At 65.8% G+C, this 19,503-nt stretch carries 21 protein-coding genes; 13 read left to right on the top strand and 8 right to left on the bottom strand.

Annotated elements, in window-relative coordinates:
- Positions 1 to 13 precede the first annotated feature (13 nt).
- A complete protein-coding gene (locus OM977_RS10110; RefSeq protein ID WP_264353851.1) occupies positions 14 to 559 on the bottom strand; it encodes a hypothetical protein in 546 nt (181 codons plus the stop codon).
- 109 nt (positions 560 to 668) lie between these two features.
- Complete coding sequence (locus tag OM977_RS10105; RefSeq protein ID WP_264353850.1) at positions 669 to 1,766, bottom strand: ATP-binding protein; 1,098 nt, start codon at positions 1,764 to 1,766, stop codon at positions 669 to 671.
- A 158-nt stretch (positions 1,767 to 1,924) separates the two neighbouring features.
- Between OM977_RS10105 and OM977_RS10100 the strand changes: the two genes are divergently transcribed.
- Both OM977_RS10100 and OM977_RS10095 read left to right on the top strand, forming a co-directional pair.
- On the top strand, positions 1,925 to 2,104 hold the full coding sequence (locus tag OM977_RS10100) for a hypothetical protein (RefSeq protein ID WP_264353849.1): 180 nt from the start codon (positions 1,925 to 1,927) through the stop codon (positions 2,102 to 2,104).
- A gap of 332 nt (positions 2,105 to 2,436) precedes the next feature.
- Positions 2,437 to 2,661 (top strand): excalibur calcium-binding domain-containing protein, encoded by a 225-nt coding sequence (locus OM977_RS10095; protein ID WP_264353848.1) that lies wholly within the window; start codon positions 2,437 to 2,439, stop codon positions 2,659 to 2,661.
- A gap of 33 nt (positions 2,662 to 2,694) precedes the next feature.
- On the opposite strand, the gene OM977_RS10090 is transcribed toward OM977_RS10095, so the two are convergent.
- The 4 genes from OM977_RS10090 to OM977_RS10075 form a co-directional block, all read right to left on the bottom strand.
- Entirely contained in the window at positions 2,695 to 3,786 is a 1,092-nt protein-coding gene (locus OM977_RS10090; RefSeq protein WP_264353847.1) for a CPBP family intramembrane glutamic endopeptidase, read from the bottom strand.
- A 923-nt stretch (positions 3,787 to 4,709) separates the two neighbouring features.
- Positions 4,710 to 5,045, bottom strand: a complete 336-nt coding sequence (locus OM977_RS10085) for a hypothetical protein (protein WP_264353846.1) — start codon at positions 5,043 to 5,045, stop codon at positions 4,710 to 4,712.
- A gap of 84 nt (positions 5,046 to 5,129) precedes the next feature.
- Positions 5,130 to 5,873 (bottom strand): hypothetical protein, encoded by a 744-nt coding sequence (locus OM977_RS10080; protein ID WP_264353845.1) that lies wholly within the window; start codon positions 5,871 to 5,873, stop codon positions 5,130 to 5,132.
- A gap of 481 nt (positions 5,874 to 6,354) precedes the next feature.
- Positions 6,355 to 6,480 (bottom strand): hypothetical protein, encoded by a 126-nt coding sequence (locus OM977_RS10075; RefSeq protein ID WP_264353844.1) that lies wholly within the window; start codon positions 6,478 to 6,480, stop codon positions 6,355 to 6,357.
- 785 nt (positions 6,481 to 7,265) lie between these two features.
- On the opposite strand from OM977_RS10075, the gene OM977_RS10070 reads away from it, so the two are divergent.
- The 11 genes from OM977_RS10070 to OM977_RS10020 all read left to right on the top strand — a co-directional run bounded on the left by OM977_RS10070 (position 7,266) and on the right by OM977_RS10020 (position 16,531).
- Positions 7,266 to 7,898, top strand: coding sequence for a hypothetical protein (locus OM977_RS10070; protein WP_264353843.1), 633 nt, complete (start codon positions 7,266 to 7,268; stop codon positions 7,896 to 7,898).
- 7 nt (positions 7,899 to 7,905) lie between these two features.
- Positions 7,906 to 8,127, top strand: a complete 222-nt coding sequence (locus OM977_RS10065; protein WP_264353842.1) for a hypothetical protein — start codon at positions 7,906 to 7,908, stop codon at positions 8,125 to 8,127.
- Positions 8,128 to 8,304: 177 nt separating this feature from the next.
- A complete protein-coding gene (locus OM977_RS10060; protein WP_264353841.1) occupies positions 8,305 to 9,501 on the top strand; it encodes a type III polyketide synthase in 1,197 nt (398 codons plus the stop codon).
- A 50-nt stretch (positions 9,502 to 9,551) separates the two neighbouring features.
- On the top strand, positions 9,552 to 10,211 hold the full coding sequence (locus tag OM977_RS10055) for a class I SAM-dependent methyltransferase (RefSeq protein ID WP_264357375.1): 660 nt from the start codon (positions 9,552 to 9,554) through the stop codon (positions 10,209 to 10,211).
- Positions 10,204 to 11,361 carry an FAD-dependent oxidoreductase gene (locus OM977_RS10050; RefSeq protein ID WP_264353840.1) on the top strand — a complete coding sequence of 386 codons (1,158 nt, stop codon included), beginning with the start codon at positions 10,204 to 10,206 and terminating at the stop codon, positions 11,359 to 11,361. Before OM977_RS10055 ends, OM977_RS10050 begins: the two co-directional genes overlap by 8 nt.
- Before the next feature lie 52 nt (positions 11,362 to 11,413).
- Entirely contained in the window at positions 11,414 to 12,376 is a 963-nt protein-coding gene (locus tag OM977_RS10045; RefSeq protein WP_264353839.1) for a hypothetical protein, read from the top strand.
- Between the two features lie 9 nt (positions 12,377 to 12,385).
- Positions 12,386 to 13,057, top strand: a complete 672-nt coding sequence (locus tag OM977_RS10040) for a peptide deformylase (RefSeq protein ID WP_264353838.1) — start codon at positions 12,386 to 12,388, stop codon at positions 13,055 to 13,057.
- Between the two features lie 80 nt (positions 13,058 to 13,137).
- The gene (locus tag OM977_RS10035; RefSeq protein WP_264353837.1) at positions 13,138 to 14,043 is read left to right on the top strand and encodes a methyltransferase domain-containing protein; all 906 of its coding nucleotides are present in this window, start codon (positions 13,138 to 13,140) and stop codon (positions 14,041 to 14,043) included.
- 157 nt (positions 14,044 to 14,200) lie between these two features.
- Positions 14,201 to 14,662, top strand: a complete 462-nt coding sequence (locus OM977_RS10030; RefSeq protein WP_264353836.1) for an NfeD family protein — start codon at positions 14,201 to 14,203, stop codon at positions 14,660 to 14,662.
- A 126-nt stretch (positions 14,663 to 14,788) separates the two neighbouring features.
- Positions 14,789 to 15,799, top strand: a complete 1,011-nt coding sequence (locus OM977_RS10025; RefSeq protein ID WP_264353835.1) for an SPFH domain-containing protein — start codon at positions 14,789 to 14,791, stop codon at positions 15,797 to 15,799.
- Between the two features lie 384 nt (positions 15,800 to 16,183).
- Positions 16,184 to 16,531, top strand: a complete 348-nt coding sequence (locus OM977_RS10020) for an RNA polymerase-binding protein RbpA (protein ID WP_026266329.1) — start codon at positions 16,184 to 16,186, stop codon at positions 16,529 to 16,531.
- A gap of 92 nt (positions 16,532 to 16,623) precedes the next feature.
- Here OM977_RS10020 and OM977_RS10015 read toward each other — a convergent pair whose 3' ends face one another.
- Both OM977_RS10015 and OM977_RS10010 read right to left on the bottom strand, forming a co-directional pair.
- Positions 16,624 to 17,358: a polyprenol monophosphomannose synthase gene (locus tag OM977_RS10015; protein ID WP_264353834.1), complete on the bottom strand. Its 735-nt coding sequence runs from the start codon at positions 17,356 to 17,358 to the stop codon at positions 16,624 to 16,626.
- 427 nt (positions 17,359 to 17,785) lie between these two features.
- Positions 17,786 to 19,429 carry an amidohydrolase gene (locus tag OM977_RS10010; protein ID WP_264353833.1) on the bottom strand — a complete coding sequence of 548 codons (1,644 nt, stop codon included), beginning with the start codon at positions 19,427 to 19,429 and terminating at the stop codon, positions 17,786 to 17,788.
- Positions 19,430 to 19,503: the final 74 nt, after the last annotated feature.

The following is a 19,503-nucleotide window of genomic DNA, read 5'->3' as shown; positions in this document are numbered from 1 at the left end:
GGAATCGGCTGCCTCACTGGACCGTGATTTTGATTCCGGCGACCGCCCCGGTCCAGGCATCGGTGGGGTCGTTGCGCGTCAGTTGGGCACTGACGTATCCCTTCTGCAGTTGGACGGCCTGCGTCTGGGTTCTCGAGCAATCGACCTCGAACACCATGTGTTCCGTTCCGGCTTTCGTGTCTTGGGATAGGTAGATCTGGACATGAGGGATGCCCACACAAGCCGCGGTGACCGTGTGCGGACCATCAGCCGTTACTGTAGCCACCTTTTTGAAGCCGGCAGCGGGCCCGTCTGCCGGTCCGGAGTCGTCGAGAAGCGCAGATCCGGTGGCCGTTGCCAGTAGCTGATGCAGTTCAACATAGTTGCGCGCTTCCGCACCCAGAACTCCAGGGTCATCCGCCGAAACGGTGGGGGCAGATGGCTGGCTCTGCCCTGCCAGCGTCGGCTCTGGTTCCCGGTCGGCGTCAACCACACAGGCGGCCAGGCCGCCGGTCAGCAGTATGCCAACCATGAGTGCCGCAGCGCATCGGACTGTTTTCGTTCCCCCAGAACCAGCCATGCGCCGAGTCTACGGTCCGTGCGTCGGATGGCAAACTATGCGGGCCACTGAACCGGGATCGGGTTCACCTCTACCGGACTCGACACTGCCGGACAGTCCGGCCCAGGTGTCAGGGTCTGGTTTGCGCCCGAAGGTGTTGGCGTAGACCAGGGATTGCGAAGTCGACTTTTCCGTGGGCGGTGGCTTCTATAAGTCCGGCGGCCAGCAGCCGCAAGCGGTAGTTGGCCACGAGATTTGTCCTGGCTCCGATACGTCGGCCGATGTCTCCGGCAGCAGAGGGTCCGTCATCCTCGGCCATGGCGTGAAGAAAGTCCAGGTCTTTGGGGGAGACGCTGGCGAGGGCCGCTTCGATGACAGTGCGTGCATTGCGACGGTTTGCCGCCTCGATGGCACGTTTGACCGTTTCGGGATTGAGGTTGCCATGGTCGATTTCCGCTTCCTTCCAGAGGAAGTATCCGACCAATTGGATGAGGAATGGGTATCCTCCGGTGGCCTCCGCTGCCTGGCGGACCAAGTCGGGGGAAACTTTGATAGCCGCGTCGGCGAAGGTTGCGGCGAAGGACTCCTCCACTTCGCGTACAGCCGCGGCGTGGAGGTCGATCTTGTCGGCCCGGCGGAGGAATGTCGCCACGCCTTCATTAAGCAGGTCGGACACGGCAGCTGGCAGTCCGGCGAAGACCAGGGCGATAGGCAGCCTGTCCTGGATGAAGTGCTGGACGCTTGCGGCCAGCTGCGCGAGTTCACTGCGGTCGGCGGCATGGATCTCGTCCACCGTGATGACGAGTCCGTTGCCGCGGTTATCCAGGAGTCTGAGGAGGTCCTCACCCAAGGTCCGCCACGCGACCTGGCGTTCGGGCGGAAGCTGGGTGGTGATGCTGAAGCCTGCGGCCGCGATCGCAGTGATCCGGCGGCTCACGGGACCGGTGCCGAGTTCTTCGGCGAGTTGGCGCATGGACTCGCCGATGCGGCCCATGAAGCCAGAGGTTGCGGTCTCGGAAATCACTGCCCAGCCCTTTTCGCGGGCGATGTCGTGGGCGGCGCCGAGCATGACGGTCTTGCCGATTCCGCGGGCGCCGGTGAAGATGGTCAAGAGGCCAGGAGCACCTGCTCCCAAGCGAAGTCCGTACTCGAACTCATCCAGCACACCGGCCCTGCCCAGTATTTCCGGCGGCGTCGCCCCGGCGGACGGGCGGAAGGGGTTTTCCATCGACGGTCTCCCGTGAGTGCTTGTGTATCTTGTGAGTTTCTCGGACGATGTGAGTTTATATGAGTTTTGTGAGTTTGGGGGCCTGGGTGGCGGTGTAACCATGCCACGGCAGGCCGCTTGCGTCGACGTGGGCGCCGGAACCTCGGCATCTGGGGGTCATGCCGGATGTCGCCCATTCTGCGATCGCCCTGGCGGGGGAGCAGTACCGCATCGCGGTCCACAACTCGAGGTGGCCCGACGAGATCCCCATGAAGGGACTCGGCATCGGCCAGCAAGTGGGCTGGCTGACCGAAAGGCTTCCGCAGATGCTCGATAAAGGCGATTATCTTCTTCGGTGATCCGGTCGCGGCCATCGGAGCCGCTGACTGCATAACGACTCGACAGAGAGCCAGACCGACATGACGATCAGCGCCTGAGTTCACGAATCCGAGGCCGTTTGCTCGACCGAGTATCGCTCTACTCCTTGGCCAGCATGCGCGCATGTGCGTCAAATAGCCAGCCGGGCTTACTATTCCGCGAAGACATGCGGGCTTCGAGGTGCCGGCGGATTCCCTTTTGTCAGATCCCGCCGCCGTCCGCGCGTCCGGCCTTCACGCCGAAGATCGTCGGCCTGATCGCCGGCGCGGTGTTGTCGGTCGTCCCGGACGGGATGGTTGCTGGGGGAGCACCGATGAAAGCGGCCGCAGCCGAGCCGGAATCCTCGGCCAAGCCGACCGCGTCGAAGAAACCCAAGGCAACGAAGACGACAGCTGCTCCGGAGCCGACCCTGCGCTACACCAGCTGCAACGATGTGTGGGCCGGTGGCCAGGGCCCATTCAGAGAAGGCGAGCCCGACTACACGAAGCAGCTGGATCCGGACGGCGACGGAATCGCCTGCGAGTCCAAGCCGAAGTAGACGGTGCCTGCCGCCACTGGTGATATTGCTGCCCTATCGGGCGATGATGAGGGCGAGGAGTACGACGAGGGCGTTGTTGGCTGCGTGGAGGAGTATCGGGGCCCAGAGGTTTTGGTGGAAGCGTCGAAGGAGGGCCAGTGCGATGCCGAGTGTGAAGAGGTAGGGGAAGCTCAGTGGGATGACGTGGACGGCAGCGAAGATGGCAGCGGAGAGGATGATTGCCACGGTTGGTCGAAAACGTCTGGAGAGGCCACCCAGAAACGCACCTCTGAAGAGGACTTCCTCCCATAAGGGCGTGAGGACGACAACGATAAGCGCTGCGATGACAGCGAGAAAAGTGGGCAGGCCGGCGATGTCGGTGAGGGGGTCGTCAGCTCCTGCGGTTGTCGTATCCATGCCGGCAAGGGTGAGTAAGCCGAGGGAGAGGGCCTGCATGAAGGCGCACACGATGATAGTGACGGGTATCTGCCAGAGCAGGTGGAACAGTCGGGGTGTGGGACGCCGGAATCCCAGATCGGCTGGTGTGAGGTGGTTCCGGCGGACGAGGTGCATGTAGAGGGCGAGGATTGCGGCGGCGGTAACAGCGGTGAGCAGGACGAAAAGAAGCGATTCGAGGGTGAAGTCGATGATGCCTGGTAAACCGAGTGCGAGGATCACGCCGGCGACTACCGCGATGTAGACGCCAATGAACATCAACGCCCAGGCTGCCTGCCCGAGTGTCACGGGCCCTGCACCGCGTGTAGGAGAGAACATTCCACTGGCTGTTATGGCCGACAAAGGATCCCCACTTGTTCGCATGGGCATGCCGACGCGCGGGTGGACTTCTCGGTATCCGCGTTGAAGGGTCTGTAAGTCTGCCGCGAGACCGTGCATCGCCGGCGTCGGAGGTTCTACTTCACCCGTTGCCTCGCCGGCGCTGTCCCCGAACCACTTATGCCAGACGGTGGCCACGACCTCCGGGGTCATGGGCTCGCCGTCAGCAATCAGCCGTGCGAAGTCTTCCATCTCCGGGTCGTACTCATCCGCGGGCGCTCCGTGCGGCAACACGCCGAGCAGGTCGTGGGCGTTGAGGCGCTCGGTTATGGCGCTGCGGAGCCGGGCGTACTCCGGGGTGATGGGATCCATGCCGCCATTCTAGGAGGGAACCGTGACGGAGGTTGGCGGACAAGTCTCGTGGGCCCCGGCATTCTGGTCCAGCCCAGCTATTGAGGTTTCCATCCATTCGATTGATGATGTCATGTGCCCGGATTGGGGGGGCGATTGTATGGTTCGGGTGCAGACAGAAACTGGGAAAATTCAGCCTCCTGGCTGCGATCCCGCCTGAACAAGGCCGGTAAGTTCTTCCCCGAGCTGCACAATATGTCCCTGCAGACCGGGCCGCCAGCCGCAGCTTCGCCATCGGAGGGAACAGCCAGTACCCCCGCTTCCAGTGTTACGTGACCGTCAGCTGTAAGTACCCGAACGGGGTCGAGGCTTCGTGGCGACTTCCCGTTAGATCAGTAACGTGTGGCGGGCCGTTCTGCGGGAGGCTCGCCACACGTGTTTCCCTACAGCCGTGGGAGCCAGCTGAGATCGCGGACGTGAAACGTCCGCGCAGGCGTCTCGTACTCGGTCATGACCCCGTATTTGGTGTTCACGAATGCAGACCCAGTGAAGCGGGGGTCCTCAGTAGAAACCAGGGCAAGCCTGACTCCTTCACCTTCCACTTCAGCTCCCGCCACCCGGAAGTCGTCCGACATTCCGCCCCAGATGCGCATGGACAACGGGAAGAACAGGGCGACTTCCGGGGGAGGTAATCATCCCGGTCCCGAGGCGCCTGTTCGACCTCCCCGGTGCTGTACTCGATCCTGCCGCCGTCGGCGGGTGTGAACGACCAGGTTTTATGTTCGTCGGTAACCGTCCAGATCCTGTCGCTGTGGCTGACCATGACCTCGGATGACTGTCGCGCACCCCCGTCGCTGTCCACCTGATCGACGGTGGCGCCCAGCCTGCGCTGCATGCCTGAGTTCCGCACTGCGGTCAGAATCGACAGGAGGGCCTCGAAGGATTCAGTCACAACCGGCGTTCTTTACCTGGGGAGCAGCGGGCAAGTTATTAGATGTCAACCTATCCGATAAAGCCGCCTGGCGCTGATCATATTCGCAGCTCACCATAATCAATCGGTTCCTGCCGCCTGTTCCAAGATCGGTGGTCAGTTTCCGGCGATTCATCTCGGCGGAGATGAACATCCCGTGCATTCCGGTCACCGCTCCGCCACCGATGCGGTTGAGCAGGTAGTCCGGCGGGAACGTCCTCACGAGCTTGGACTCCAGATCGTTGTAATTGATGGTGCGTGAGGCAAAGATCCTGGTCGTGTCCAGCGCCCGGAAAGAATCAATCGACATCACCGACTCCTCGACGCCGCCCCAAAGGAGGGATCACGTTCCATCCTCGGCACCGTTGGGTCATCGCCTGGCGCCACATAGTGTTCAGGCCCGGAATGGGACGTTGCCGGTGACCAGGCTGCCCAGCGCGGCGGCGGCGTCCAGGTTCAGTCCTCCGCCGGTGATCCCCAGATAGTCTCCGCTGATCAGCAGTACCTTGCCTTCGCGTGTCGCGGCCTGCAGCCACGCGGCGTCCCCGGCAACCGTTGGATGGAATTGCTGGGAGGACAGCTGCTCAGCGCCTACGAGGAGGCAGAGCAGGCCCTGCTCCGTGACGGTGCAGCGGACACTGTTTTGCACGTCCCGGACGTCCCGGAGCATTTGTGCGTAGTCGGTGCTTAGCGTGAGCTGGAAGCCGTGGGAGAGCAGCACCGAGACCAAGGCGGAGGTGAGTTCGCCGCCGTGTTCACGGAACGTCAGGACCGGGACCAGCGTGTAAACCAGCACCGGGACGGCCCTGGTACCTGAGCTGTCCCGGGGCCTGAGGATCAGCCGTCCCCCGCGGGCCTTGAGTTCATCCGGAGCCCCGGCCACCGTGCGCAGCGTCAAGCCCGGTTCCCGGCAGCGCCGGTGGCAGATGCAGGTTTCCACGGTGAGGTACTCGATGTCACTGTCCCTGCCCTCGGTGATGTCCACGATCAGCGAGAGGCTCTCCTTGGGCCACAAGGCCAGCCCGCACGCCGCGCAGGCACTGGCCATAGCGGCGACCAGGGTCACGAACCCGGAGGTGTCCCTGCCCTTGAAGGTTTCCAATCGTTGATCCCAGGCGACGTTGCTCGTGACAGGCATGTCTGACCGCCTCCTTCCCCGGGCGCCAGGGCGCCGGAACCTAAGGAAACCGGCGACGGCCTCGGGGGAGAGGATCCTCGGGTCCAGGAGGGCTCCCACCATCGCCGGCCCCGTGACACCTGCGGACCTGCTGTCCGGAATCCCGCTCCGCCCCTTCAATCGACGGATCCGCTCAAGACTCCGCCCAGTGTGGCTGGTAAACCTTCATAAAATCCGGAAAAACCCGCTGTGTTGCAGACTGCTTCCACAGGGCTGGCCCAGATCCTCCAGCGGGTCCCGATCAGCCGATGATGGACGGTTGAGGCGCGTGATCCGGCTGCCGGTCAGCTGGAGAATGCTTCCCCAGCCTCGTTTCGTTCACAGTGTCCCTGCGGCTGCGGCTGCCCGCCGGCGCGGGATGCCGAGCGGGTTGAAGATCGGAGGGGAGGTACGGAGCAGTGATGATGCCGGCGTCGGCAAGGTCCGTGAATAATGGCTGGCTTCAGCTTTGGTTAAGCTCATCGAGTCCGTCGTCGGGCGCGGTGTGAAGCGGGGCGCGCGAGGTCATCAGTGCCTCGATGGTCGAGACGTCAGCCGGGATATTGGCGTCGGTAAGCTTGGAGCGCATCCTCGCTAATCCATCTTTTGATCAGAACGGCGTCCAGAACGCAAGACGCGGCGAAGGTCGTCCAGGAAATCCATATAGGTGCAAGACCCGCAAACACGATTGCAATGACGGCAACCACGATGCCGGCAGAGATATAGCCGTACATTCGGCGCGCAGGGGTTGCAAGTCGCGCCTCCTGCGCCTCGCGAAAGTAGTTACGCATCAGTCCTCCAAGGTTCGGATCGGAGCCTACAGCACTGGTTGCGCTAGATAGCGCTAGTACATGCGTGCCAATTACCGTTGCGATTAATCCTCGACTTTGGCACTAGCAACAGCGAGCAACACAAGGTGCGGCTTATAGACGGCATACCCCACCGCGACGAGTCAACTTGTGGAGGAAGTCAGGACAAACGGTTCTCGGGCGCGGCCAGTGAGGCGGAGCGCGCCGAGTGGACGGTCCCTTTGTGGGTGAAAGCCCAAGTTGTCAGTTTGAATGGGAAAAAGACAAGAACGACTGAGACCGGACAGCGCTCGAAGGCCAGGAGCCTGCACCTCCAACCTTTACTGGCACCCCTGCGTATCGCGGGCCGTCGTATTCTCTTGCGATTTGCTGCTGATGAACATTGTTGGAACGAGGCCAAACACCATCCATCTGCATCCTGGGTCTCATCGCAGCCTGGGCACAAATTGCAGTCCAAACCGTTGGATTGCGGCCAAGAATAGTTCAGGCTGTGAGCATCAGACCAGCTGTCTCAGCGACGCGAGTCCACGTCGTCAGTTTGTTGGGTCCTCGGGAAGAAGAAGCGATGAGCAGAATTGATGACCTCTTGGCACCGTCCAACGACCGCTGGGCACATGCTGTGAGAAGAGCCCGGGGCATCGAGGACAAGGGCCTGGGGGAGGCCGTGAGAACTTACTACACGCGCTACTTTCCTGCCGGTTTGCTCGTTTTAGTCGCGGCCGGAACTCTGGCTGGGATGCTGGGTTTCGGAGCCGCTCCGTCGGACTGGGCCTCCTATTTGATTTTCGGGAGCTTCCTTGCAGCTCTCGGCGTTGTGGTTGGCGGGCTGATCTACAACTGCAAGAAGGTGGTGCCTAAGGCGCGAGTGGGCAGGGTTGATGTGCTGCTTTCGCTGGAGAGCGAGGAGCGAAAGCAGGTCCGTCGTCAGATTGCAGGGAAGGCAGCCGTCGATCCGGAACATCTATCGGTCGCCCGCGCTTCTGCGGTTCAGTTGCGGAAGGGCCTAGCCACGCAACTTCTCCTGGCGCCGTTTTTTGTGTTTGTCTTCATCCCCCAAGCCGCGCGCTTGGCCGTGCGCGGAGACCCTTTCTCGTGGCCTATGGCGGTTGGAGTGGGTGGGGTACTGATCGGGATGGCATTTCTAATCCGTGATTTTCGGCGGACCGGCCGGTTCTTGGCACGCACGTCGGAAGGGTAGCTCCTGAATGCAACTCGGCGTAGTGCTTATGTTCGTCGGTCTGGGCTGGCTTGTTTTCCGCAAGCCAATTGCGCGTCGTCAGGCAGTCATCATTGAGGGCATGCTCAAACTTCGCGCTCCGCTCAACGACAACAAGGTCCGCGGGATGGAGATCATGGGACTCCTGTTCTGCTGCCTGCTGTTCTTGGCCGGTCTCGCAATAGTGCTAGCGCATGCCTTCTTGGGATAGTCATCCGATGAGATACTCAGAGTACTACTTTACATAATGTAGATTATCGGCGTTTTGCGAGACTGCACCGAAGGGGCTGGGAACGGGTGGAATCGGCCGATGGTCCCACGTGGATTATCCCGGCCTTTCGTCCGGCCCATCCATTGTCTTAACCGTCGGCCTCACTGAGAATGAACCATGACGGTCTACCTGAGGTCCCTGGAAACTGCTGTTCCGCCAACTGTCCTGATCCAAACCGAAGCGCGCGACGTCTTTGCCGCCCAGCCGGGACTGACGAGGCTCGGCACCCGGCTGGTCAGCACCTGCTTTGACTCGGCAGCCATCGACACCCGCTATACGGCCGTCGAGGAACTCACCACGGAGCGCCGGGCGGAGAATCCCCGGTTCTTCGATTCCGCCACCGGCCTGCTGCTCAGTCCCAGCACCAAGGTCCGGAACGACATCTTCGCCACCGAGGCCACCAAACTCTTTGTCGAGGCCGCCCAGAAAGCCCTGGACGCCGCCCAAGGAATCGACCTACTTGACATAACTCATCTCGTGACGGTTTCCTGCACCGGTTTTTTCAACCCGGGTCCGGACTACAAGATCGTCCGCGCCTTGGGGCTGAACCCCGCCGTTCAGCGGTACCACCTCGGCTTTATGGGTTGTTACGCGGCCTTTCCCGCGCTGCGGGCCGCGAAGTCCTTTTGTGAGGCCGACCCTGAGGCTGTGGTGCTGGTGGTCTGCGCCGAGCTCTGCTCCCTGCACGTCCGGACGTCCAACGATCCGGACACCATCATGGGCTCCGCCCTGTTCGCCGACGGCGCGGCGGCGGCGATCATCAGCGCGCGGGACATCCCGGACGAACCGGCGCTCCTGCAGTTGGATCACTTCGAAACGGTTCTGACACCCGTCGGCGAGGAATCCATGGCGTGGAACATCGGCGACCAAGGCTTCGAAATGGTGCTCGGCAACTATGTTCCGCACATCATCGACGACCACATCATCGGCGCACTGGAACCGCTCCTGTCCCGGGAGGCTTCCCTGCTCGGACTCCCCTACGGCGACATCCGGCACTGGGCCATCCATCCCGGCGGCCGCAGCATCCTGGACAAGGTGCAGTCCCGGCTGCAGCTCAGTGACGAGCAGCTGGTGCCGGCCCGGGAGACGCTCCGGAACTTCGGCAACATGAGCAGCGCGACGGTGCTGTTCGTGCTCAAGCACATCCTTGAGCTGCCGGCCGAAGACGGCGACGAGCGGATCTGTTCGATGGCGTTCGGGCCCGGTCTGACGGTGGAAACGGCGCTCTTCACTAAACTCCGCGACACCCCCACGGCGGTTTCGGCGCGCGCGGACCGCAGCGCCGCCGTCCAGCCGGAATCCGCGCTGGCCTGAGGAGCGCCGTGGAGCTTCTGCGGGGACGTGCGGCCGACGCGGTCGAGGAAATGGACCAGCCCGGCTGCGACCCGGCCCGGCTGGACCGTACCTATGCGCAGTTTGCGTTGGTCAACCGGGTCGTTTCCGGTTGGCGCGGGATTTACCTCCGGCAGCTCAGGCCCCGGCTCCGGGCCGGCTCCGCCACGACCCTCCTGGACATCGGTTGCGGCGGCGGTGACGTGCCCGTGATGCTGGCCCGCTGGGCCGCCCGCGACGGGCTGCGGCTTGAGGTCACGGCCATCGATCCGGATCCGCGGGCCAGCCGTTTCGCCGCGGAGCACCACCCGGCGGCCGGCGTGACGTTCCGGCAGGCATACGCGGCGGCGCTGGTCGGCGAGGGCCGCAGCTACGACTTCGTCGTGTCCAACCACGTGCTCCACCACCTGCCAGCTGACGAGTTTCCGGGGTTCCTGGCCGAATCGGCAAAACTCTGCCACGGCCGGGTGATCCACAACGACCTGCGGCGCAGCGCCCTGGCGTACGCGCTCTTCTTCGCCGGCTCCTGGCCCCTCACCGGTTCCTATATCCGGCAGGACGGGCTGACTTCCATCCGGCGGAGCTACACGACGGAAGAACTCCGAGCCGCCGCTCCCCCGGGCTGGACGGTGGCCCGCAGGGCCCCCTACCGGAACCTGCTGATCCTCGACAAAAGCGGTCCGGGTGCCTGAGGTCCTGATCATCGGCGGCGGGCCGGTGGGCCTGTTCATGGCCGCCCTGCTGCTGCAAGGCGGCGTGCGGGTCCGCGTGCTCGAACAGCGCGCCGCGCCGGACCCGCACTCCCGGGCAATCGGCATACATCCTCCCGCGCTCGACGTCCTGGCGCGGATCGGCATCGCGCAGGAGCTGGTCACCGAGGGCGTCCCGATCCGTCGCGGCATCGCGGTGGGCGGCGGCAGGCAGCTCGCCGAGATGAGTTTCGACGGCGTCTCGGAGGGCTTTCCCTTCGTCCTCGCCCTGCCCCAGAGCCGCACCGAGGCAGCCCTGGAACGGCGCGTCCGGACGCTGGATCCCGGGGCCCTGCACCGCGGGGTCCGGCTCACCGGCCTGCACGACGACGGCTCACGGGTCACGGTGACCGGCAGCTCACCCACCGGCCCGGCCCGGTATTCGGCGGCCCTGGTGATCGCCGCCGACGGAGTCCGCTCCCCCGTGCGGACACTGCAGGGAACGGCGGTGAAGGCCAAGGACTATCCCGACAATTATCTGATGGGCGATTTTACCGACGGCACCCGGCTCGGATCGGACGCGGCGCTCTTCCTGGCCCCTGAGGGGATTGTCGAGTCCTTCCCCCTGCCCGGCGCGCTGCGCCGCTGGGTGCTCCGGATCAACCGCAGCGAGACGGCGGGACCTGCCGCGCCGCATGCCGTGACCGACGCCCGCTGGCTGGCGGAACGCGTCCGGGAGCGCACGGGCATCGACGTCGACGCTGGCAGCAACAGCATGCTCAGCAGCTTTGGCGTGCGGTCGCGGCTGGCACGCCGGATGGTGACCGGACGGACGGTCCTGATCGGCGACGCCGCCCATGAGATCAGCCCCATCGGAGGCCAGGGCATGAACCTGGGCTGGCTCGACGCCGTGGCGCTGGCACCGCTCGTGCTCGCCGCCGTGCAGGGTGCCGACACGGGAGCGCGGCTGCAACGGTTCGAACGCAACCGGATGACGGCTGCCGCCAGGGCGACGCGGCAGGCGGAGATCAACATGGCGCTGGGCCGGCCGCTTGAAGGCACCCTCCTCAGCCTCAGGAACAACGCAATCTCGGCCGCCGCCGCGGTCCCGGCGCTGAATTCATTTGTGGCCCGCCGTTTCACCATGCAGTGAGTGCCACGTCGCTCCAACGGGTCCTGCCACGTCCCGGGAATAGACTGAGGGCATGGGCCGCCTTTCCAGCACACCCGGGCGCAAGGCATGGCCCGCCATGGCAGCGGCGGGTCTGCTGGCGGCCGTGTCGGCGTGCAGTGCGGGCGGCGGAAGTGCCACCGGGACGGGTCCCCAAGAAGCGGCGCCGGCTTTCCCGGTCACCGCAGAGGTCAACCAGAACCGCGACGACTACGGCAGGCAGCGCGTCTCGATCCAGGTGAGCAACACCTCCGGCGCCGTACTCACTGTGCTCGGTGCCCGGCTCCGAAGCGCGCTGTTCGCAGACGGGATAAGCTGGCAGGCGTCCCCGGACGGGATCGAGCTCCCACCCGGCCAGACCAAGAGCCTGCCGGCGGCATTGCCTGCCCCGGTCTGCGCCCCCGCGGCCCGAACGCACCCCGCACGAACGGACGCCGCACGAACGGATGCGGTACCAACGGATGCCGCACCAACGCTCGCCTTGAGGATGGCACCCGCCCTGGGAACGGCGCCGGAGGAGTCCGTCGCTGCGGCCGACCCCTACGGCGTCCTGGCCCGCAACAACGCTGAACTGTGTCTAGCGCAGGCGGCGGACCTCATTGCCGGGTTCCGGCTGGACCCCGGCCTTGAGGTCGCCGCGGACGGGCGAACCGCCGTCGTGCGTCTGCTCGTGACACCACGGGGAGCCGGGGCGGCCGCCGAGGCCGCTGCCTTGACGATAGGCCGGATCGAGGGCACCACACTCCTTGCCGAGGACCCGGCTGTCCCCTGGCCCCGCGGCGTTTCCGTCCGTGCCGGCGGCGACGTCCGCGAGATCCGGCTGGGGTTCCGGCCCGCGCGGTGCGACCCGCACGCCGTGGCTGAAGACAAGGTGGGGACGCTGCTGCCGCTCCGGGTGACCGTCGCAGGGCGGGACGGCGTGCTGAAGGTCGACGCCGGGCCGCAGCTCCGCGGACAGATCTACGACTTTGTCACCGCGGCCTGCGCACGCCAGTAGTCTGTTGGCATGTCACCAGAGGCCAAGGCCACGAAGTTCAGCGCCGCCCGCATCCAGGAAGCCGTCCAGCAGATCCTCGTCGCGGGGGTGCTTCCGACGATTGTCCAGGCCGGCCACCCGGCGCTCCGGCAGGTGGCCGCGCCCTTCGACGGGCAGCTGAACGCGGCCGAACTCGGGCAGCTGATCGACCTCATGCGCAGCGTCATGCACAAGGCGCCCGGCGTGGGCCTCGCAGCCCCGCAGCTCGGCATTCCGCTGCAGCTGGCCGTCCTCGAGGACCAGTTCGAGGTGGACCCCGACGTTGCCGCCACCCGCGGCCGGGAGCCGCTGCCGTTCTTCGCGATGCTGAACCCGGCCTACCGCCCGCTGGGTCCCGCAACCGTGGCGTTTTACGAAGGATGCCTGTCCTTGAACGGTCTGCAGGCTGCCGTGGCCCGACCCGAATCGGTCCGGCTCGATTTCACGGCTCCGGACGGCAGCCCCCAGGAGCGGGACTTCAGCGGCTGGCAGGCCCGGATTGTCCAGCACGAAACCGACCACACCCACGGCATCCTGTACCTGGACCGGGCGGAGCTTCGTTCCATCACCAGCAATGCCGAATACTCGGCCCGCTGGGCCCAGCCCGACATCAGCCTTGCCAGGCGGGAACTCGGGTTCCTGCCGGACCCGCCGGCTCCCTAAGCGGAGGCTGCACTGCCGGGACGCCGGCGCCGGGATGGCCCCGGCGCGGGCGGGCGCATCCCCGCCCTAGGATGGACGGTATGTTCCCCGCGTCCGTTGCCTCCCTGCTCTGCCCGGTGTGCCGAGAAGGCCTCGGGCCGGGCGGTGGATCCGGCCGGACGCTCGTGTGCCCGGCGGGCCACAGTTTCGACGCGGCCAGGCAGGGGTACTTCAACTTCCTGGTCGGCAAGGGAACGGTCTTCGAAGCCGACGCCGCCGACATGGTGGCAGCGCGCTTTGAATTCCTCTCGGCGGGGCACTACCGGCCGCTCGCCGACGCCGTGGCCGGGCTCGCCGCCCCGGCACTCGCCGCACCGCAGACCGCCAGCGCCGGCGCCGGCGCCGGGGCCACGGTGCTGGACGCCGGAACCGGGACCGGGCACTACCTCCGGGCCCTGCTGGACCGGACCGCTCCGGGTGGAGGCGCGCAGGCAGGGACGCCGGTGGCGGCCATCGGCCTGGACATCTCCAAGTTTGCGCTCCGCCGCGCGGCCAAGCTGAACCCCGAGGCCGTGAATCTGGTCAGCGATGTGTGGCAGCCACTGCCGGTCGCGGACGGTGCCGTCGACGTCGTCATGGTCGTGTTCGCGCCGCGCAACGCGGCGGAATTTGCCCGCGTACTTCGGCCGGGCGGCCGCCTGGTGGTTGTTACGCCCCGGCCCGGCCACCTGGCCGAGGTGGCCGGCCAGACCGGCATGCTGGGGATCGAACCGGCCAAAGACGAACGGCTTGCCGCCTCGCTGGAGGGGCACTTCTCGCCGCTCAGCAGCCTGGACCTTGACCTGGACCTGGCTCTTGCCCCCGCCGACGTCGGAAGGCTGGCACTGATGGGTCCGGCCGGACACCACCTGGACCGCGCCGCCCTCGACTCACTGGTGAACGCGCTTCCGCCCGCAACCGGCGTGTCCGCCCGGTTCCGGATCACCGTGTTCGAGCCACGCTCCTGAACCTTTTTCGCGCCCGCCGGGGGCCGCGAAGGTAACGACTTGGCCACGTTGGCGATCAGTTTTCCGCGGCCCTCCGCGGCCCGCGGCCTTCGGCTTAGGATGGAAACAAAGTTACTGAGGGCCTGCGCTGGCAGGCCCCGGGGCGAAGGGGGAACGCATGTTCGATTGGCTGGCCGAAAACTGGTGGGCGTTGTGGCTCACGGGCTTCCTGGCATTCGCCGTGGTGGAGATGATCACCCTTGACCTCTTCTTCATCATGCTTGGTGGCGGCGCACTGGCCGGGCTGCTCGCCGACTTCGCCGGAGCGGACCTCTGGCTTCAGATCGTCGCCTTTTGTGTCGTCTCCCTGTTGATGATCGGCTTCGTCCGGCCGGTCGCCCTCAAACACCTCCACCGCGGGCCGGCCGAGCAGCGCAGCAACATCGAACGCCTGATCGGCGAGTCCGCACTGGTCATGGAACCCGTCACCGAGAGCGGTGGACTGGTCAAGATCGGGGGCGACGTCTGGAGCGCACGTTCCGAAACCGGAGTCCTCGCCCCCGGTCAGTACGCCGTCGTCAGCGCCATCGAGGGCGCCACCGCCGTCGTGGCCCCACAGCCGGAAGTGGCCAACCCGTAAGCGTGAACTCAATAGGCGTCCCCGAGACCGGGAAATCTCCTGCCGCCGCCACCGGCGGCAGGGCATAAGCGGCAGCTAGCCGGCCGCTGACATAGCAGGACCACATAACTGGGGAAAAGGTGATGTATGGATATCGCAGTCGCAATCGTGCTGCTGGTACTCGTTGCGTTCGTAATTATTGTGCTGGTACGTTCGGTGCGGATTGTCCCGCAGGCCCGGGCCGGCGTCGTCGAGCGGCTCGGCAAGTACCAGCGCACCCTTAACCCCGGCCTGACCATCTTGATCCCCTTCGTGGACCGGTTGCTTCCGCTGCTGGACCTGCGCGAACAAGTGGTCTCCTTCCCGCCGCAGCCGGTTATCACCGAAGACAACCTGGTGGTCTCGATCGACACGGTGGTCTACTTCCAGGTCACGGACGCGCGCGCCGCGACGTACGAGATCGCCAACTACATTCAGGCCGTCGAGCAGCTCACCACGACGACGCTCCGCAACGTCGTCGGCGGCCTGAACCTCGAAGAAGCGCTCACGTCCCGCGACCAAATCAATGGCCAACTCCGCGGAGTGCTGGACGAGGCGACAGGCCGCTGGGGCATCCGGGTCTCCCGAGTGGAGCTCAAGGCCATCGATCCGCCCCACTCGATCCAGGACTCCATGGAGAAGCAGATGCGCGCCGAGCGTGACCGCCGCGCCGCCATCCTCACCGCCGAAGGCACCAAGCAGTCAGCCATCCTGACCGCGGAAGGCCAGCGCCAGTCCTCCATCCTGAAGGCCGAGGGCGACGCGAAGGCGGCGATCCTGCGGGCGGACGGCGAGGCCCAGGCGATCCAGAAGGTGTTCGACGCCATCCACAAGGGGAACCCGGACAATAAGCTCCTGGCGTACCAGTACCTGCAGACCCTCCCCAAGATCGCCGAGGGCTCCTCGAACAAGCTCTGGATCATTCCCAGCGAGGTCGGCGAAGCCCTGAAGGGAATCGGTAACGCCTTGGGCGGGGCCGTGTCCGGCCAGGCATCCGATGGCCTGTTCAGTCCCGATGCGGATGGCCGGGCGCCGGCAGCGCCGGCAGCAGGAGCAGTAGGTACGGAAGCTGTCGCTCCGTCCGCCGGTCCCACTCCCCCGGCCCGCCCGCCGAGCTAAAGAATGCGGGGCCGGGCTCGCCGGGCCCGGTGCACGAGGTCCCAAGGAGGCATCCGCCGGAGTGAACTCCCGGCGGGTGCCTCCTTCCGTGTCCGTGCCGTCAGCCGGGCCCGGGTCCGCACCGTGGAGCCGGGCACCAGCGCGGAACCGCGGCAGGGCTTTACCGGACCTGCGCCGTTCCCGTATACTTGAATATTTGTCCGGCTGGTTCAGCCCGTCGGAACAATTAAGCTTCGCAAAGCGTTGAAACCAGTGACGATTTATCCGGTCTTGTCCAGTGGTTGTCCACTCAAAGCAACGTGATGCACACAGTAGTCCGGCGAGGCCTCAGGGCCGCCGGATCACGCAGGGCACGATCCTGCGCACCGAATAGAGGGAGAAAAGATGAGCGATCGCAGCCTGCGGGGTATGCGCCTTGGCGCACAGAGCATGGAGACCGAATCCGGCGTCGAACCGGCTCCGCGCCAGCGGGTTGAGTACCGCTGCGAGGACGGCGAACAGGTATTCGTGACCTTCTCCTCCGAAGCGGAGATCCCCCCGGTCTGGGTATCGAAGACGGGCAAGGAAGCCTTGCTGGTCGACGGCGAACGTCCCGTGAACAGCAACGAGAAGGCAGTCCGCACGCACTGGGACATGCTGCTGGAACGCCGCTCCCTCCCCGAGCTTGAGCAGATCCTCGAAGACCGCCTCACGATCCTGCGCGAACGCAGAGGCGAACGCCGCTCGGCCTAACCGGCCCCGGTAGAACAGACAAGAGCCGGGCCGCACCGTCGTTATCGACGGAGCGGGCCCGGCCCTTTTGTGCCGGCGGCCCGTAGGGGGCGCTAGAGCGACTTCTTGCCGGTCAGCTTGTTCCAGCGGGCCTTCAGGCCCCAGCGGGTGACATTGACCATGGCCTCGACCACGATGTTGCCGCTCATCTTTGAGGCGCCAAGCTCCCGCTCCACAAAGGTGATGGGACGTTCCACGATGGTGAGCCCGAGTTTCGCCACCCGCCAGGCGAGGTCCACCTGGAAGCCGTAGCCAACCGAGTCGACGGTGTCGAGGTTAAGTTTCTCCAGGGTGGTGCGGCGGAACGCGCGGAACCCCCCGGTCACGTCCTTGATCTTGACGCCCAGCATAATCCGCGCGTAGGTGCTCCCGACCCGGGAGATCGCCTGGCGGTAGAGCGGCCAGTTGACGACGCTGCCGCCGGGCACCCAGCGCGAACCCATGGCGAGATCGGCGCCCTGTTCCACCGCCTCAAGGAGCTGGGGAAGCTGCTCGGGCTTGTGCGAACCGTCTGCGTCCATTTCAACGAGGACGTCATAGCCCGCATCAAGGCCCCACTTGAAGCCTGCGATGTAAGCCGCGCCGAGTCCCGCTTTGCCGGCCCGATGCATGACGTGGACCTGGCTGTCCTCGGCGGCAATCCGGTCCGCCAACCCACCCGTACCGTCAGGGCTGTTGTCGTCGACGACCAAAACATCGGAAGCCGGCACAGCGGTGCGCAAACGCCCGAGAGTCTTGGGCAACGATTCAAGCTCGTTGTAGGTCGGGATGATCGTGAGGACACGCACAGCGAGGCCTTTCCTTGAAGGGAGCGGTCAGAACGCCGGGATGCCAATCGATAGCGGACACCAGGCGCAACTTACCATTATAGGGAGTCCCGGGGCCCCCAAAGGCCGTCCCCGTCCCGGGGCAGGTCCACCCGCTTCGGGCCAGTTCCGGAAGTCCGCGAAGTGTTCCGCCGGAACCGTTTTCTGCTGCGAGGTGGACCCGCCCCCTGGGGTTACCCATGGCCAGAGCCACTGCCGCCGCAAAGCAGCGGCGTTGGAACTGGCCGGGGGACGTCCGGAGCCTGCATCCTGCGCAACCCTCCGTTGAGCGTCAATGCTACGGGCACCCCGGGTTCTGTCAACCGGACCGTGACCTGCCATTTCATCCATCGCCGCAGTTCAGCACCGCCCGGCGGGGATGAATGTTTCGGGATGATTGCCTCGTGTGTCAGGCTCCGAGGGCACCGCTGGAGAACAGTTCGCGGCCGTCGCGGACGGTGAGCAGGCAGGCCGGGTCCGAGCCCGTGTCCAGCGCTGGCAGCAGTGGCGTGCGCGCCCGGGGATCCGTGCTCCAGGACTGCACCCGGCCATCCGCCACCTGGACCATGAGTTCTTCGACCTCCCAGACGGCAAAGCTTGCCGGAGCGCCAGGGACGAGTTGGCCCGCCATCGGGTTGCGGTAGCGGGCGGCGCGCCAGCCGGCCCGGGTGTGGCCAAGGAATGCGGCCCGGGCAGAAATCTGCTCCGCGGGATTGCTGTGCTCCAGGCAGGCGCGGACGCTGGACCAGGGCCGCAGCGGGGTCACCGGGCTGTCGCTGCCGAAGCAGATCGGGACGCCGGCGGCGTAGAAGGAAGCGAACGGGTTCATCCCCACCTGCCGGGACCCGAGGCGTTGCTCGTACAGCTTGCCGGCTCCGCCCCAGGCGGAGTCGAAACATGGCTGGGCGCTGACGGTCACGGAGTACTTGGCCAGCCGGCCGATGGCGCCCGCATCGGCGAGTTCCACATGCTCGAAGCGGTGGCCGGCGGCACGGACGCGCTGCTCCCCTACTTCTGCGGCGGCCAGGTCCAGGGCGTCCAGCGCCGCATCCAGTCCGGCGTCGCCGATGATGTGGAAACCGGCCTGGATGCCCAGCAACGAGCAGGCTGCCAGATGCGCAGCGGCCTGGTCCACCGAGATATACAGGCTGCCGCGCTCCCCCGGGAAGTCGGTGTAATCAGCGCGCAGCGCCGCGGTGCGGGACCCGATGGAACCGTCGATGTTCAGGTCCCCGGCGAGGCCCAGGACGGACACGCCCAGACCGTCCAGGATGGACTGCGCGTGCTCCGGGGACGTGGCCAGTTCGCCCCAGTACGGCAGGATCTCGGGAACGGCGGTGCCGTTGCGGCTTTCGTCGTTCCAGCCGACGGCAAGGCGCAGGTCCTCGATGCTGCCGATGTGCGGTGCCGCCATCTCGGCGAGGCCCACGTACCCGTTGGCGGCTGCTTCGGCTAGTGCCTGCTGCTGGTAGCCGCGGAGTGCGGCGGCGGGCAGGCGCCGCGCTGCGAGCCGTGCGGCCGTGTGCGCGGCGCGCTTGACCTGGCCGCCGGCGGAAACGCCCTCCAGTCCGGCCGCCGCCGCCAGGGCTGGGGAAACCAGCGCCGAGTGCACATCGATGCGGGAGAGGTAGACCTTGCGTCCTCCTGCTGCGCGTTCCAGTTCTGCCGCTGACGGCAGGCTGGGGTCGGCCCACAGCGTTTCGTCCCAGCCGTGGCCCAGGATGGTGCCTTCCGCGGTGGACCCGGCGACGGCGTCGAGCAGCTCCCGGGCGGAGCTGACGCCGCCGAGCTGCAGGGAGTTCCGAGCGATGCCCGTCTCGGTCAGGTGGGCGTGGGAATCGACGAAACCGGGGGCCAGGAGTGCGCCGTTCAGGTCCACGATGTCCATCGAGGCGTCGGCGATGGACGTGGCGGCCTGTTCGGAGCCGACCCACGCCACCGTGTCGCCGTCGACCAGCATCGCGGAGGCAAAGGGGTCGGCGGCCGTGTAGACGGAACCGTTGCGGTACAGCGTGACCTTGCGCGGTGCGGGGGTGGGCTTGGAGTCGGTCATGGTGCGGGAGCTCCTTGTAGCTTGGTGCCGGCGCGCGCCGGCCCGGTTCGAGGTAGGTGTCGGACTGAAGGCGG

The organism is Pseudarthrobacter sp. MM222 (genome assembly GCF_947090775.1).
Lineage (GTDB): Bacteria > Actinomycetota > Actinomycetes > Actinomycetales > Micrococcaceae > Arthrobacter.
The sequence above is the reverse complement of the archived record's forward strand: the minus strand, read 5'-3'. Positions and strand labels throughout refer to the sequence as shown.

Coding starts and splice junctions, on each gene's coding strand:
- OM977_RS10110 (WP_264353851.1), bottom strand. CDS start 559: ATGGCTGGTTCTGGGGGAACGAAAACAGTCCGATGCGCTGCGGCACTC.
- OM977_RS10105 (WP_264353850.1), bottom strand. CDS start 1,766: ATGGAAAACCCCTTCCGCCCGTCCGCCGGGGCGACGCCGCCGGAAATA.
- OM977_RS10100 (WP_264353849.1), top strand. CDS start 1,925: ATGCCGGATGTCGCCCATTCTGCGATCGCCCTGGCGGGGGAGCAGTAC.
- OM977_RS10095 (WP_264353848.1), top strand. CDS start 2,437: ATGAAAGCGGCCGCAGCCGAGCCGGAATCCTCGGCCAAGCCGACCGCG.
- OM977_RS10090 (WP_264353847.1), bottom strand. CDS start 3,786: ATGGATCCCATCACCCCGGAGTACGCCCGGCTCCGCAGCGCCATAACC.
- OM977_RS10085 (WP_264353846.1), bottom strand. CDS start 5,045: ATGTCGATTGATTCTTTCCGGGCGCTGGACACGACCAGGATCTTTGCC.
- OM977_RS10080 (WP_264353845.1), bottom strand. CDS start 5,873: ATGCCTGTCACGAGCAACGTCGCCTGGGATCAACGATTGGAAACCTTC.
- OM977_RS10075 (WP_264353844.1), bottom strand. CDS start 6,480: ATGCGCTCCAAGCTTACCGACGCCAATATCCCGGCTGACGTCTCGACC.
- OM977_RS10070 (WP_264353843.1), top strand. CDS start 7,266: ATGAGCAGAATTGATGACCTCTTGGCACCGTCCAACGACCGCTGGGCA.
- OM977_RS10065 (WP_264353842.1), top strand. CDS start 7,906: ATGCAACTCGGCGTAGTGCTTATGTTCGTCGGTCTGGGCTGGCTTGTT.
- OM977_RS10060 (WP_264353841.1), top strand. CDS start 8,305: ATGACGGTCTACCTGAGGTCCCTGGAAACTGCTGTTCCGCCAACTGTC.
- OM977_RS10055 (WP_264357375.1), top strand. CDS start 9,552: ATGGACCAGCCCGGCTGCGACCCGGCCCGGCTGGACCGTACCTATGCG.
- OM977_RS10045 (WP_264353839.1), top strand. CDS start 11,414: ATGGGCCGCCTTTCCAGCACACCCGGGCGCAAGGCATGGCCCGCCATG.
- OM977_RS10040 (WP_264353838.1), top strand. CDS start 12,386: ATGTCACCAGAGGCCAAGGCCACGAAGTTCAGCGCCGCCCGCATCCAG.
- OM977_RS10035 (WP_264353837.1), top strand. CDS start 13,138: ATGTTCCCCGCGTCCGTTGCCTCCCTGCTCTGCCCGGTGTGCCGAGAA.
- OM977_RS10030 (WP_264353836.1), top strand. CDS start 14,201: ATGTTCGATTGGCTGGCCGAAAACTGGTGGGCGTTGTGGCTCACGGGC.
- OM977_RS10025 (WP_264353835.1), top strand. CDS start 14,789: ATGGATATCGCAGTCGCAATCGTGCTGCTGGTACTCGTTGCGTTCGTA.
- OM977_RS10020 (WP_026266329.1), top strand. CDS start 16,184: ATGAGCGATCGCAGCCTGCGGGGTATGCGCCTTGGCGCACAGAGCATG.
- OM977_RS10010 (WP_264353833.1), bottom strand. CDS start 19,429: ATGACCGACTCCAAGCCCACCCCCGCACCGCGCAAGGTCACGCTGTAC.